The organism is Candidatus Glassbacteria bacterium (genome assembly GCA_019456185.1).
In the GTDB taxonomy this organism is placed as follows: Bacteria; Gemmatimonadota; Glassbacteria; order GWA2-58-10; family GWA2-58-10; genus JAJRTS01.
Genome location: VRUH01000018.1, coordinates 1 through 13,372, shown reverse-complemented (window position 1 = coordinate 13,372; position 13,372 = coordinate 1). Strand labels below are relative to the sequence as shown.

At 58.9% G+C, this 13,372-nt stretch carries 12 protein-coding genes and 1 pseudogene (1 of these 13 cut by a window edge); 9 read left to right on the top strand and 4 right to left on the bottom strand.

Annotated elements, in window-relative coordinates; translation table 11 throughout:
• Both FVQ81_08650 and FVQ81_08645 read left to right on the top strand, forming a co-directional pair.
• Nucleotides 1-91: pseudogene (locus tag FVQ81_08650) on the top strand (glycosyltransferase family 4 protein) (it extends 635 nt beyond the left edge of the window).
• Nucleotides 91-396 (top strand): glycosyltransferase family 4 protein, encoded by a 306-nt coding sequence (locus FVQ81_08645; GenBank protein ID MBW7996616.1) that lies wholly within the window; start codon nucleotides 91-93, stop codon nucleotides 394-396. Before FVQ81_08650 ends, FVQ81_08645 begins: the two are co-directional and overlap by 1 nt.
• A gap of 33 nt (nucleotides 397-429) precedes the next feature.
• On the opposite strand, the gene FVQ81_08640 is transcribed toward FVQ81_08645, so the two are convergent.
• The gene (locus FVQ81_08640; GenBank protein ID MBW7996615.1) at nucleotides 430-1,212 is read right to left on the bottom strand and encodes a class I SAM-dependent methyltransferase; all 783 of its coding nucleotides are present in this window, start codon (nucleotides 1,210-1,212) and stop codon (nucleotides 430-432) included.
• Between the two features lie 125 nt (nucleotides 1,213-1,337).
• Here FVQ81_08640 and FVQ81_08635 point away from each other — a divergent pair, with 125 nt between their 5' ends.
• The 5 genes from FVQ81_08635 to FVQ81_08615 all read left to right on the top strand — a co-directional run bounded on the left by FVQ81_08635 (nucleotide 1,338) and on the right by FVQ81_08615 (nucleotide 8,309).
• Nucleotides 1,338-2,312: a class I SAM-dependent methyltransferase gene (locus tag FVQ81_08635; GenBank protein MBW7996614.1), complete on the top strand. Its 975-nt coding sequence runs from the start codon at nucleotides 1,338-1,340 to the stop codon at nucleotides 2,310-2,312.
• 222 nt (nucleotides 2,313-2,534) lie between these two features.
• Entirely contained in the window at nucleotides 2,535-3,635 is a 1,101-nt protein-coding gene (locus FVQ81_08630; protein ID MBW7996613.1) for a sugar kinase, read from the top strand.
• Between the two features lie 85 nt (nucleotides 3,636-3,720).
• On the top strand, nucleotides 3,721-5,880 hold the full coding sequence (locus FVQ81_08625) for a hypothetical protein (protein ID MBW7996612.1): 2,160 nt from the start codon (nucleotides 3,721-3,723) through the stop codon (nucleotides 5,878-5,880).
• A 22-nt stretch (nucleotides 5,881-5,902) separates the two neighbouring features.
• On the top strand, nucleotides 5,903-6,985 hold the full coding sequence (locus FVQ81_08620; protein ID MBW7996611.1) for a hypothetical protein: 1,083 nt from the start codon (nucleotides 5,903-5,905) through the stop codon (nucleotides 6,983-6,985).
• A gap of 94 nt (nucleotides 6,986-7,079) precedes the next feature.
• Nucleotides 7,080-8,309: a glycosyltransferase family 4 protein gene (locus tag FVQ81_08615; GenBank protein ID MBW7996610.1), complete on the top strand. Its 1,230-nt coding sequence runs from the start codon at nucleotides 7,080-7,082 to the stop codon at nucleotides 8,307-8,309.
• Between the two features lie 118 nt (nucleotides 8,310-8,427).
• Here the strand turns inward: FVQ81_08615 and FVQ81_08610 are convergent, their stop codons facing one another.
• The 3 genes from FVQ81_08610 to FVQ81_08600 form a co-directional block, all read right to left on the bottom strand.
• Nucleotides 8,428-9,390: a hypothetical protein gene (locus FVQ81_08610; protein ID MBW7996609.1), complete on the bottom strand. Its 963-nt coding sequence runs from the start codon at nucleotides 9,388-9,390 to the stop codon at nucleotides 8,428-8,430.
• 96 nt (nucleotides 9,391-9,486) lie between these two features.
• Nucleotides 9,487-11,037, bottom strand: coding sequence for a sodium:solute symporter family protein (locus tag FVQ81_08605; GenBank protein ID MBW7996608.1), 1,551 nt, complete (start codon nucleotides 11,035-11,037; stop codon nucleotides 9,487-9,489).
• The gene (locus FVQ81_08600) at nucleotides 11,034-11,300 is read right to left on the bottom strand and encodes a hypothetical protein (GenBank protein MBW7996607.1); all 267 of its coding nucleotides are present in this window, start codon (nucleotides 11,298-11,300) and stop codon (nucleotides 11,034-11,036) included. Before FVQ81_08600 ends, FVQ81_08605 begins: the two co-directional genes overlap by 4 nt.
• A gap of 343 nt (nucleotides 11,301-11,643) precedes the next feature.
• Between FVQ81_08600 and FVQ81_08595 the strand changes: the two genes are divergently transcribed.
• Both FVQ81_08595 and FVQ81_08590 read left to right on the top strand, forming a co-directional pair.
• The gene (locus tag FVQ81_08595; protein ID MBW7996606.1) at nucleotides 11,644-12,726 is read left to right on the top strand and encodes a hypothetical protein; all 1,083 of its coding nucleotides are present in this window, start codon (nucleotides 11,644-11,646) and stop codon (nucleotides 12,724-12,726) included.
• The coding region (locus FVQ81_08590; GenBank protein ID MBW7996605.1) for a hypothetical protein at nucleotides 12,723-13,372 on the top strand (650 nt) is incomplete at its 3' end. The genes FVQ81_08595 and FVQ81_08590, both read left to right, overlap by 4 nt.

The window sequence follows — 13,372 nt, the reverse complement described above, 5'->3', positions numbered from 1 at the left end:
GATACCGGCACGCTGGGGCCGAGGGTCAGGTTTGTCGAGTGGTCGCCAGAGGCGGAAAGCAGAGAGCTGCCCGCGCTCGACGTGGGCCTGATGCCCCTGGAGAACACCGCCTGGGAACGGGGCAAGGGAGGATACAAGCTGATCCAGTACATGGCCGCCGGGGTGGCTACCCTATCCAGCCCGGTGGGAGCCAACCTGGAGATTGTGGAAGAGAGCCGGACGGGATTGTTCGCCGACGGGCCAGGACAATGGAGCGCAAAGCTGGGGGAACTGCTCGCCGACCGGGAGCGCTGCGCAAAGATGGGCATGGTGGGCAGGAGGCGGGCAGAGGAGATGTTCGACTACCGGGTCACCGTCAGGAAATTAATTGCATTACTGACGGATAAAACGGATTAGACCTTGCGTTGTCGCCGGGGCAGGATCTAGATCTCAGTCAGGTTTCCGGCCGCTGGCGATTATATAGGACGACAACGAGCCTGGCAAACTGGTTACCCGAACAAGCCTGGACAGCCATTCCACCGGCCTGGCCGCAGCAAAAAAAGCGAACATCAGACCTCTTCTCAACCTCCCTTTTCCCCAGCCGATCATATTCGGATTGAACAGACCAAAGTACTCGGACTTCACCTCGATCAATCCAGCTCGCTCGAATTCAGCGGCCATTTTCCCGGACGGTAGACTGAAATGGTGCTCCAGTGCAGCGAGGTTGACTTTGCGCTGAAGCCAGCCGGTCAGCCCTTGGTAAGATGGATACCCGGCAATCAGAATGCCACCTGGTTCCAGCAAACCCAGGCAGCATTTCAGGAACGTCTGCGGATCGAGATAATGCTCGATCAGGCCGAAACTGGCTACCAGGCCGAAACTGCCTGGCTTGTAAGGGGCAGCGAAAAAATCGCCCGCGGTCAAGCTGACCCTGAGGCTGTCGAATAAGCAGGCGGAAGCATTCAGCGGGGCCAGCGAGGTATCCAGCCCGTAGAACTGTGTAACAGAATCAATCGAGCGGGGCAGGTGGTGCAGGTTTTTCGAATAGACACAGCCGAGTTCCAGAACCCTGGCGGGCCTGCTGTGGCGAATCTGTCGTGAAAGGAATGCCAGGAGCAGGCGATCGTAATATGTAAGGGAACGTACGTACTCGACCGGGTTAACTCCATCCCAGAACTCATCCCAGTCCTCCCGCTCCATCAACTCGTTACTTTTGTTTTGGGTATCGGGCATCGGAACCGGTTATTATTGTGTGTGTTCGATTTCGGTAATAAATATATAATAACTCCGAATTTCACATACAGCAAAAGACATGCAAAAAGTGCGAGATATCTACTCAACCATCAGGCTGATTTTCCTTGATTGAGCTTGTAAAAGTCAATTGTCCCCTTTGCGGTTCGGCTAAGCACAAGCCGATTTTCACGACACCGGACAGGTTAAACATCGCTGATCCGAACCTTTATACCGTCGTGCGCTGCAGGAGCTGTGGTTTGAGATTTATCAACCCCAGGCCCGCCTTTAAATATATCCCCGATCTCTACACTGATGAGTACTACAACCGTGAGGCTGATCCCGAGGCCCTGCTCGCCGAAAAAAGAGGAATCAACGTAAAAAAATACTCGTGTTTCGCTAATCTTGTCAGCGGTCCGGGCCGAATTTTGGACGTGGGGTGTCAGAAGGGCGAGTTCCTGGCCTTCATGCAAAGCCGGGGATGGGATGTGCAGGGAGTGGAATTTAGCGACCGCGCACCGAATCTCTATGATCTGCCGGTCCATTATGGCGGCCTGGACTCCGCTGATTTTCCCGCAAATCATTTTGACGTTATAACTTATTGGGCTGTGCTGGAACATATTCCGGAAATATCGCTGGAGGTGGAGCGTGCGGTAAGGGTGTTGAAGTCTGGCGGCCTTCTAGTCTTACTGACAACTAATTTTAACAGCTTGGCGGCTCGGGTGTTGAAACTCGATGACATCCCCCGTCACCTCGTGCTGTTCCACAAAAATACCCTCGAGAAACTGGTTTCCAACAACGAGTGCGCCACGGAGAGAATTTTTACATCGGATGCAATATTCAGGATGTCGGCCAATTGTCTGTTGCGGTATTCATCCGCCCGTTGGCTAGGAGGGGATCCCGAAAAATTTTATCGTGACTTGTTCCGTGTACTTTACGAACCGTCCAGGGATACCGCCGGGCGATATGAACGTTTGCGCAAACTGGGCCTGCTCCGCAGTTCCTTGCTGCTGGCTGATCGTGCGCTTGGCTATCTGATCGACAAAGTTTCGCTGTTACTGGATTGCTATGGGATAGCAGTTATCGTGGCCAGAAAGAGATGAATCCGGTAGCTGTTATCTCCCCGCGCGGACAATGTCCCCGCCGGTCCCGGTGGGCGATGCGCCAGCCCGCGCCTTACCCTTGCCATCACCGTCAGGGAATTATATTTTTATGGCCCGGCAGCGCTGCGCTCCAAAACGCTCTCGCCGGAAATACGATCCGCACCGGAAAAACCGACTATTTTTCATCACACAACTTAAGATGCAGACAGGACGGGAGGACCCGTGAGTAATATCACTCCGAAAAGTTCAGAAAGCTGCAAATACGACATCGTCTCCCTGGGCGAGATCATGATCCGTCTCGACCCCGGAGATATCCGGATCCGCACCACCCGCAGTTTCCGGGTCTGGGAAGGCGGCGGCGAGTACAACGTGGCCCGCGGCCTTCGCCGCTGTTTCGGCCAGCGCGCCGGCGTGGTGACCTCGATCGTCGACAATGAGGTCGGCCACCTGCTCGAGGACCTGATCCTGCAGGGCGGGGTCGACATGAGCTATGTCAAGTGGGTCCCGTTCGACGGGATCGGGCGCGAGAGCCGGGTGGGATTGAATTTCACCGAGCGCGGCTACGGCGTGCGCGCCGCGCTGGGCTGCAGCGACCGGGCCAACAGCGCTGCCAGCCAGCTTGCCGCCGGCGATATCGACTGGGAAAAACTGTTCGGCTCCGACGGCGTGCGCTGGTTCCACACCGGCGGGATTTACGCCGCGCTGAGCGAAACCACCAGCGATGTGATAATCGAGGCGCTCGAATGCGCCAAAAAACACGGTACGCTCACCAGTTTCGACCTCAATTTCCGGCCCAGCCTGTGGAAGAACGCAGGCGGCACCGAGAAAGCCAAGCAGGTCAACCGCCGGATCGCCCCGCTGGTGGACGTGATGATCGGCAACGAGGAAGATTTCACCGCCGCGTTCGGTTACGAGGTCCCGGGCGTGGACAAGGGCCTCTCCAAACTCGATCCCCAGGGGTTTCGGGCGATGATCGGCGAGGTGGTCAAGGATTTCCCCGCTTTCAAGGGTGTGGCCACCACGCTGCGTAACGCCAAGACCGCATCCACCAACGACTGGGGCGCGATTCTCTGGACCGGTGGGGAGTTCTACGAGGCGCTCCGGCGCCCCGATCTGGAGATCTACGACCGGGTCGGCGGCGGCGACAGTTTCGCCAGTGGTCTGATCTATGGGTTCCTGGCGGGCAAGACTCCTGAGCAAGCGGTCAACTACGGGGCGGCCCACGGGGCGCTGGCGATGACCACCCCCGGAGACACCACGATGGCTACCCTGGGCGAGGTGGAAAAAGTGATGAAAGGCGGCGGCGCCCGGGTGGCGCGCTAAGAGTTTTTGCGCTGATAATAAAAGGACGGGGCCGTTCAGGTCCCGCCCGCTCCATTGCCGCAGCATATTTTTTGCGGGAGGAAAGATGAGGCTGTCTGGATTGGCCGGAACCTTTTTAGCCCTTTGCCTCTCACTTGTGATACCTTCTGCTCTGAGCGCAGCCGGTCATCCCCGCCTCTATTTTTCCGCTGACGATATCCCCGCGCTCAAGGCCCAGGCCGCGGGACAGAAATTGTCCCAGTACCGGCGACTGCGCTACTGGGGCGATTTACATCTCGACAGCGCTCCGCCCGCTGAGATCGGAGTCTCCGAGCGCCACCACGAAACCGCATTCAGCACGATTACCGCCTACGGCCTGCTGTACAATATCACCGGCGAGGAAAAATACCTGGCCGCCGGCATGCGCTGGATCGAGGCCCTGCTGGAAACTCCTGCTGAAAGCGGGGGAAATTATCATATCGGAGTGTTCGCCGCCAGCCTGGGACATGGCTACGATCTGTTTTACGCCGGGCTTCCTCCGCTATTCAGGGAAAGAGTCAAATCGAAAACGGTGGAAATCCTGCTGGAGGCCCGCGCCGGCGCGGATAACGCATGGTGGGGCGGGATCTATACCCATCACGATTTCTGGATCCCCGTGGCCGGAATCGGAATCGCCGCGCTGAGTATCCGTGACGAGTGGGACGGGGCCGACTCGCTGGTCGCCTTTGCTGAAACTGAACTGGGCAAGGCGATCGACCTGCTGGGCGAAAACGGTTACTGGCCCGAGGGTGCGGCGGACTGGGTCTATGGGCTGGCTCCCAGCCTGATGTTTTTCGACTGCCTGGCCCGAGCCGGCGGGCGCGATTTCTACGAGCATCCCTGGCTCAGAAACACTGCCCGGTTTCGCCTGGCCCACTGGATGCCCGATGACTCCTACATGTTTATCGGCGACAGTTACCGCTCGGGCCGCTACGGGACCCTGGGCAGCGTGAGCGCCCACGTGCTGATGCGTCTGGCCGCACGCTACCGCGATTCCCACGCCCAGTGGCTGGCTCTGCGCGAGGCCCGTCTGGACAGCTCCGCTCCCGACGAACTCTCCTGGGAGGCGCCCTACGCTTTCGGCGACATGCGTCCGCTGGCCGAGCGCGAGGTCCACGGCCTGCCGTGGCAGTTCCTCTGGTACGACCCCACGGTGACGCCATCGCCGCCGGACACGCTGCCCTCACGCACGCTCTACCCCAACTGGGACAGCGCAATCTTGCGTGCCGGCTGGAGTGAGGGCGACCCGGTGCTGTTTTTCGCCGGCGGGCACATGCTCGGCCGCGCGGCCACGGCCGCCTGGAAGGCCGGCAACACCCGCCTGCCCGGCGGGATGGCACATGTCCATGCAAATGCCGGGTCACTGTACCTGTGGGCCGATGGCGCTTTTCCGCTCTGCCCGCCGGGCTACGGTGGGCGCGATGGCCGGTTCCACAGCACGGTCATGATCGATGGGCACGGGCAGCGGTTCGACCCCGCTTACAGGGTTGATCTTCAGCATTACGAACAGGGCGAAAACTATGTCTACCTGGCCGCTGAGCTGTCCGGGGCTTATCCTGAGACCCTGGGGCTCGACAGGTTCTACCGCCAGGTGGTGTTCCTGCCGCCGAGGACGGTCTTGATCGTGGACCGGCTGGCCACCACTGGCGGCACCCGCCGCTATGTGCGCCGCTACGAGTGGCTGCTGCACACCGATCCCACTGTGGCCGACTGGCAACTGTCCGGAGATACTATCGCCTCGGTCCACCGCGAGACAGGCCGGACGCTGCTGAGCGTGACGGTGTCGGTATCGTTCAGGTACTTCTGGGAGCGCCAGAGCATGGACCGCCCCGACGGCCGTCCGATGGTGCGGGCACTGAGCGCCACGATGATCGGCCGGGTGCCGAATGAGGTGGAGTACGCCGCGGCGCTGCATGCGCCGGATGAGGGCGGCGGTAAAGAGGTCAGAGTCCGGTTCTATAGAAACGAAGCGGATACGAGAACACATATTCAAGGAGTCGAGCCCGAAGGCAGGGCGAGTGCGGTGATTTTCGCCTCCCGGGATACCGTGGCTTGGCATAACGACTACCTGTCTGGTTACCAATCAATGATTGTCACCGGGCTTGAACCGGGCAGGACATATGGTCTCGGCCGGATTCGGAAAGGTAGTATGGACCTTCTGCCCGATGAAAACGGTCAGCATAGAGCTTCTGAAGCTGGATTATTGGTAATTCGACGAAAAAAATAACCTCTGTCGATAAGGAACAGCGATGAACTCCAAGGAACGGGTCAACCTGGCCCTGCGCCGCGAGCCCCCCGACCGCGTGCCGTTCGACCTCAGCTACGGCTTTGTCGGCCAGGCCCAGGCCACATTCGAGCGAATGAGCGGCTCCACCAACCATTTCGATTATTTCAACACTGATGTCGAGTACTACGAACTGCTGGAGCCACGGGCCGGTTGTGACTACGCGGGAACCTATTACAGCGGCCGTCTGCCTGTCGGCAAAGAATACCATTTCGACCGCTACGGGGTGATGCACGAGCACACCGAAGGCCTGCATTTCACCAAGATGATCCCCCCGCTGACCGAGAGCCAGCATACTGTTGCCGCTGTCGACGCTTTTCCCCTGCCTGCCTACCGCGACCCGGAAATCTACCGCGAGGCCGCCCGCGCGATAGCCGATATCGACCGCCGGGGCCGGGCCAGCGCCCTGGCGATGGGCGGAGAGACGATTTTCGAGGTGAGCTGGCCGCTGTACGGGATCGAGGAGTTCCTGGTGATGACGCTCACCGAGCGCGAGTTGTGCGAGGCCGTCTACGACCGCTGGGTGGAGTGCCGCCTGTGGCAGCTCGAGACATATGCCAAATTCGGCCGCTACGATATCCTCTGGCTGGGCGATGATATCGCCAACCAGCACGGGATGCTCCTGCCGCCGGATGTCTGGCGCGCCACGCTCAAGCCCCGGATGAAAACCATTATCGAGGCGGCCAAACATTACCAGCCCGACGGCCTGGTGTTCTACCACACCGACGGCAAGGCCGACGAGGTGATCGAGGACCTGATCGAGATCGGCGTGGATGTCCTCAACCCGGTCCAGCCCGAATGCGTGGACCCGGCCCAGTACAAGCGGGCCTACGGCGACCGGCTCTCGTTCTGGGGCACGATCGGCATCCAGCACACTTTGCCGTTCGGCACCCCGCAGGATGTCCGAGACGAGGTAAAACTGCGGATCGAGACAGTGGGGCAGGCCGGCGGGCTGCTGGTTGGCCCGAGCCACGTTATTGAACCCGAGGTTCCCTGGGAGAACGTGGTGGCCCTGGTGGAAGCGGTGAAGGAGTTCGGGGAGTATTGACTTTGGAGTATTATTAGCTTCAACAGATATGGCAATCTTGAGTTGAGGAAATTAAATCTCTCCAATCACACGGCTTCAGGCCGGGAGCTAACGAGTGCCTCAATCCCCGTTGAAAATACTGCTGCTGGTCAGTTCATTGCCGGCCCCGGATGATCCCGATATCGTCTTCCGGATGAAAAACAGTTTCATCCTGGATATAATGCAACATGTCGCGGCGGATAACGAGGTGCTCCAGCCTTTGTTCGTCCCCTGTTTTCCCGGATTATTGAAAGCTGCGTACAAATACAAGGGCCTGGAGGTCCATTTCCCGGCCGTTAGAGATGAATTTCTTGGCCGGATAAAGATCGAAACGATCAAATACCTGCACCTGCCGGGTAAGTATATTTACCGCAAATCCTCGGCGCTGCATAATCTGCTTGCCCGTCAGCAAGGAAAATACGACCTGATCCATTGTCATACTGCTTACGACCTCGGTGTGGTCGGTTTGGCTGTAAAGGAGAAGTTTTCTATTCCACTGGTCGTTTCGGTCTATGGGAGCGATGTCAACTGGCTGTTCGAAACCGGCGAGAAGAAGCCCGATCGGGAAATTATCGACGCCACCACGCGGGTTTTGCTCTCCGCTGACGCCCTGACATGTGTCAGCAGGGATTTAGCTGCCAGGGTCGCCGGACTGGGTGTTGAAAAGGATAAGATTCACTGGATTCCGAACGGTATCGAAAGAAATATTTTTTATTATGGTCACAGGGAAAAAGAAAAGGAAAAGCTTGGCTGGAGACGGGGCTGCAAAGATGTATTATTTGTCGGTAATATTTACGAGTCGAAGGGCCTGGGCGATCTTGTCGAGGCAGTCTCGATCATGGAGTCTGATTTCAGGGACGCTCCCGAGTTTGTGATCAGGCTTGCCGGCAGGCCGAATGATTATCAAACAGGTTTGCAGGACAGGATAAACAATCTGGGCCTGGAATCCCGCTTTGAGTTTCTCGGTTTACAACCCCGTTCGGCTATCGCCTCGATGATGCGCGCCAGCGACTTGTTCTGTCTGCCAAGCTGGAGAGAGGGCTGGCCGTGTGTTGTCATTGAAGCGCTTGCGTGCGGTTGCCCGGTGGTTGCCACGGACGTGGGCGGGATACCGGAAATTGTCACCGGCGATTCAGTCGGATTTCTGAGCCGGCCCAGGAATCCGCAGAAACTTGCCGAAAATATATCCAAAGGGTTGCTGAAAGAATGGAACAGAGAGGAAATAGCGGGAACGGCCGAGCCTTACACTTATGACAGGCTGGCTCGGAAAGTTGAAGAAGTATACCGGGAGGTATGCGGCTCGTAAGTTGGCTGCGTAAAAAAATTATGTGCTTAACCAGTGGAATCTAAACGGGTGATCGGTTGCAACAGTTTTTAAAAAAACTGCGACAGGCTGCACCGGGGCCGTGATGGGTCTGCATCTTTTACCGGAGCATTTTCTCGAGTCTGGATACTATGGAGTCGTTGACCCTCCGATACCCACCCAGCAGTTTCAGCATACTATCACCGATTTTCTGTCTGACTCTGGGACGAAGCTTGGGTTTCTGCCCGGATGGCTTCTCCCGCAGGCTTTCATGATCGATGGGATAGGCGAACCGGTCGGCCAGCGCTTTAACCTGGGCTTCAAATTCCCCGTGCTCCCTGTCCGACCAAACAGCCGCGCCTCGATAGTCTCTGAACTGATTCGGCGGATTATAAGCCAGCGATTCAAACTTCTCACGGCCGATCGCGGATTCGTAGCCTAAAAAGTCCGCAACTTCCAGATATTTGACGTAGTTCAGTTCCTCAAGCTTAACCACCATGCTTTGGCTCGCGGGTAATTCAGCGAACTGTTGAAGTACGGATGAATTAAGCGCGGTCCAGTACCAGGCGAGCTTTCCCACCCGGGTAAGCTTGTTCCAGCGAATAAATTCGTCACCACGGGGAGCAATCCTGGCAAGAAAGTGATTGAACCATTCTGCCTCGTGTTCCTGGTAGCCGGGAGCCAGGTTCGGTTTGCCGCAGATATAAGGTTTTCCATACCAGCCCTTGAACAGGAAAGAATTTATTACCTTATCGGGACGTCTCAGCATCAGCAAAAATTTGGCGCCAAAACTTTCGTATAATTCCTTGATCGAAAACGACAAATATCCGCTGGCCTCGAAAGAGTATCCAGCTATGGCCAGATCACCCTCAATTTCCTCCCGTTTGGCGGCCAGGAATCCAGCGCTATCTACCGGAAGATCGTACCATTTGCAGTAACGGTGAAAAGATTCATTGTAAGCGTTGCGTTCATGGCTTGAAGCCACACCAGGCTCGAGGCCGGCGACCTCGGAGACAAATCGAGTACCGCAACGTCCGGTACCTACCGCGAATCCTGCTTTTCCCTGGATAGCTTGCTCTATCATCGTTCAATCGTACTGTTCAAAATAAGCCGGCTACTGGATTTTCAGACCAACTCTGCAATCCGGCAAGTCATTAAATGGTCAGGCCGTGGCCGGGTCTTAGGCCCCGTGAAACCGCGCCACTGTCTCCGCCGGCACCGGCCGGGAGAACTTGCTGACCGCCCGGATCACGATCAGGTTGACCGCGAAGCCCCAGAACCCGTAATGGATCCCCAGCGGACTGCGGCCGAACCAGGAGATTCCGAACCACGCCGGCTGGAACGTGGCCAGCAGCGCGAGCATCCCCAGCAGGATCCCCCAGACCGTGGCCGCGCGGGTCTGGCCTTTCCACCACAGGGGGCCGATCAGCGACGGGAACATCTGCATCGCCACCGCCATCGACAGCAGCCCGATCTGGACGATCATCCCGATATCCGGCATCAGCGCGATCCACAGCGAGAGGATACTGGCCGTGGCGATCACCGTGCGGCCCACCCAGACCATCTCCCGCTCTCCGGCGCCGGAGCGAATAAACCGGCGGTAGATATCCTTGGTCACCAGCGCGCTCATCGCGTGCAGGTTGCCGTTGGCCGTGCTCATCGCCGCGGCCATGATCGTGGTCACGAAGAAACTGGCCAGGGCCAGCGGAAGGTAGCTTTCGATTATCCGCAGGTAGACCGTGTCCGGCTGCTCCAGGGCGGGAAAGAGCACCTTGCCGCCCAGGCCGATAAACGCCGTGCCGAAAAAGTAGCAGGCGCTCAGCACAACCGTGAAAATGATCATGCTGCGCCGCAGGGCCGCCGGGTTCTTGGCGCTGTAATAGCGCATCCACTGGCTCGGCGAGACCATCGTGCCGAAACTCGCCACCAGCACGAAGGTGAAGATCATCGAAATCGGAAACATCCCCGCCGGGCCGGGGATCGTGATAAACTCGCCGGGAGGAGTGCCGTTGACACTGATCGCCGCCGCCTGCTCGAACAGTCCCCTAACCCCGCCGAGTTTCCAGAGCACGAGTATCCCGCCCACCAGCATCCCGATCACCAGCATCCCGCCCTGGAACACGTCGGTCCAGCACACCGCCCGCATCCCGCCCAGGATCGTGTAGATCATCGTGATCGAGGCCAGCAGCAGCGCGCCGAATACGTGGGTGCTCACACTCAGCGCGCCGAACGTAATCCGCCCGTCGCCCAGCGCGAACCAGCCGGCCTGGACGTTGCTGCTTTCGGTGATCACCTCGAACAGGTAGCCCCCGGCCTTGAACTGCAGGACGGCGTAGGGAATAATGTAGACAATGCCCAGCAGGACCAGCAGCACGCGCAGGGTGTCGCTGTCGTAGTAATCGGCGATCAGGTCCGAGGGCGTGATATAGTTGTTTTTCTTGCCCAGGCGCCACAGCGGTTTACCGATAATCCAGATCAGCGCGCCGCAGATCGGCACGTTGAGCATGAAGAACACGAACCCGATCCCGCCCTTGAAGAGGAACCCCGGCGCGCCCAGCATGGCGAAACCGCTGAAAAATGTGGCCATGATCGCCAGGGCGGTGACGACATAACCCTGGCTGCGGTTCGAGATATAGTAGTCATCGGCGGTGACCCGCCCGCGCCACCAGGCGAAAATGCCGATCCCGAAAGAGACGGCCAGATAGAGGGCGATAATTAGCAGAGGAGTCATCTACCCTCCCCGGCCGCAGCGGGTTCAGCGCTGGTGTGCTCGTACTCGTCGGCCTCGTGTTTCCACAGCTTGAAATAGGCGTAGAGAATTATCCCGATCTGGACGACGCCCCAGAACAGGGCCCAGACATAGAGCAGGGCCATCCCGCCCACCAGCACGGGCTTGTTTACCAGCAGCAAGCCGGGGCCGTTGCTCAACAGGTAAGATATCGCGAACAGCCACAACAGCCTGCGGAACACTTTCTTCTTCTCTGCTTTCTCCATCTCTGACCGCAGCCTGTGAAAGGATTGGAATTATCCGGGAATGATCGTGAAATTGCATTGAAGATAAACGTTCAACCGGCGTTTGCAAGATTTTTGCCCGCTTCTTCGCCAGGGGCGGTTTCTTGCCTGTGAGGGTTCTATCCAGTATTTTGCATTGGTCGGCATGAATCACTGCAAGTGGTTTCGTGACTTCGACCCTTTTGTTGCCGAGAGGGCTCACGCCTGAGGCGGCCGGGGGCCGCCTCGGGCGGCGCCGCAGAGATTGTTCGTCCTTTCCATCGACTGGAAAAGGACAAAAACCGTCTTTCACTCTTGTGGTGACCACAAATTGCCACCGTCGGTTATGAAACTTCTTCAAGTGCGACACCCGACACTTAAACGAGCATGGATGATTAGGACAGCTAAAATAGCGCTCTTTCTGATGGCAACCCTGGCCGCCTGCTCCCGGATGGGCGCTCCGCCCGGCGGGCCGGAAGACACCCAGCCCCCGAGCGTGGTCTCTGTCGCGCCGCACTCCGACAGTGCCGGTGTGCCGCTGCGGCCGGAAATCGCGCTTACCTTCAGCGAAAAAGTGCAGAAAGAGCAGGCGCAGATGCTGGTCGAATTGAGCCCCGACCCCGGCAGGCTCTTGTTCAACTGGGACGGGAGTACGCTCAAGCTCACCACCCGTGACAGCCTGCGCCCCGATGTCACCTACCGGGTCAGGGTCCGTCCCGGCGTCACCGATATGCACCGGGTGAGCTCCGACAGCTCTTTTGTCAGCTATTTCGCCACGGGCGGCCGCTTCGATGTGGGCGAGATCACCGGGACGGTCACTCTCGCCGACAGCGGCGTCTACGGGGCCGTTGTCCGCGCCGCCTGGATGAAAGACACCACCCTGGTCTATGACACCTACACCGACAGCAGCGGCGCCTACCGCCTGCCCTACCTCCGCACCGGCGGCTATCACCTGCTGGCCTTCAGCGACCTCAACCGCAACGGGGAGTTCGAGTTCACTCGCGAGCCGGGAGCAGTGTCCGCGGTCAGCGTGATATTCGAGCCGGCGGAGGTGGATTTCGCCCTCGAGATCGCCGATACCACCGCGCCGGTTTTCCGCTCCGCCGAGGCTGTCGACTCACTGACAGTCCGGCTGGTGTTCGACGATCCGCTGGATACGCTGCAGCTCTTCAGTCCGGACTCGTTCAGCCTGCGCACACCGGACAGCACAGGCTCGCTGCTGGCGGTCGATTCGGTTGCCTCGGACGCGAAAGACCGCACGCGTCTGCTGCTCTACCCCGCCCAACCGCTCGTTGCGGAGCAAAGCTACCATCTGACTGCAAGTGGAATAAGCAACCGCGCCGGGCTGGAGTTGCAAAAATCCTCGCGCAGCTTCACGTTCACACCCGCCAAACAATCCGGCGGCGGGGGGAGCGGACGGCAGCGATGATTGTTACCGTTAAATCCCAGGCTGTTTTGCTGAGCCTGCTCGTCGTTATCGCGCCAGCCGCCTGCGGGAGCGCGTTTGCCGCAGAGGGTTATTTCGCCAACCACAACGAGGTCCGCCAGATCGCTAAAGACCCGTCCGGTGACGCCCTCTGGTACGCCACCGGCGGGGGCCTGGTGCGCTACGATCTCTCGCTGGGTCTCTACCGCGTGGTCTCGGTGGCCGAGGGCCTTCCTGCGGTTGATATCACCTCGCTGGCGCTCACGGCCGGCGGCGGCGTGCTGGCGGCTTCGGCCGAGGACGGAGTAATCTACCGGCCTCCGGGGGGACGGTGGTTTGTGAGCGGTGAATTCGACGGTCTGCCTGATGAGCGCGTCCTGCATGTCAGCCTGAGCCGGTCCGGAGAAAGGGGACAAATCACCTTTTGGGTCGGGACTGTTTCCGGGGCGCGCAGGATGGTCGCCGGGCCGGGGTATATCGAGCCGGAGCGCAATTCCGCCGTGATCCTGCCTACTTCCACCGTTTACGATATCGCCGAGGACGTGGACGGCTCGGTGTTTTTCGCGGTCGGCACAGGCGTATGGAGGATGGACGGGGACGGTAATTTCACCAGCTTCGGCGCCGACCGGGGAGCCGGACCCGCCACGGT

Bases quoted from the DNA above. Each gene is read 5' to 3' on its own strand.
- FVQ81_08645 (MBW7996616.1), top strand. From the start codon at position 91: ATGCCCCTGGAGAACACCGCCTGGGAACGGGGCAAGGGAGGATACAAG.
- FVQ81_08625 (MBW7996612.1), top strand. From the start codon at position 3,721: ATGAGGCTGTCTGGATTGGCCGGAACCTTTTTAGCCCTTTGCCTCTCA.
- FVQ81_08610 (MBW7996609.1), bottom strand. From the start codon at position 9,390: ATGATAGAGCAAGCTATCCAGGGAAAAGCAGGATTCGCGGTAGGTACC.
- FVQ81_08620 (MBW7996611.1), top strand. From the start codon at position 5,903: ATGAACTCCAAGGAACGGGTCAACCTGGCCCTGCGCCGCGAGCCCCCC.
- FVQ81_08600 (MBW7996607.1), bottom strand. From the start codon at position 11,300: ATGGAGAAAGCAGAGAAGAAGAAAGTGTTCCGCAGGCTGTTGTGGCTG.
- FVQ81_08605 (MBW7996608.1), bottom strand. From the start codon at position 11,037: ATGACTCCTCTGCTAATTATCGCCCTCTATCTGGCCGTCTCTTTCGGG.
- FVQ81_08595 (MBW7996606.1), top strand. From the start codon at position 11,644: ATGAAACTTCTTCAAGTGCGACACCCGACACTTAAACGAGCATGGATG.
- FVQ81_08640 (MBW7996615.1), bottom strand. From the start codon at position 1,212: ATGCCCGATACCCAAAACAAAAGTAACGAGTTGATGGAGCGGGAGGAC.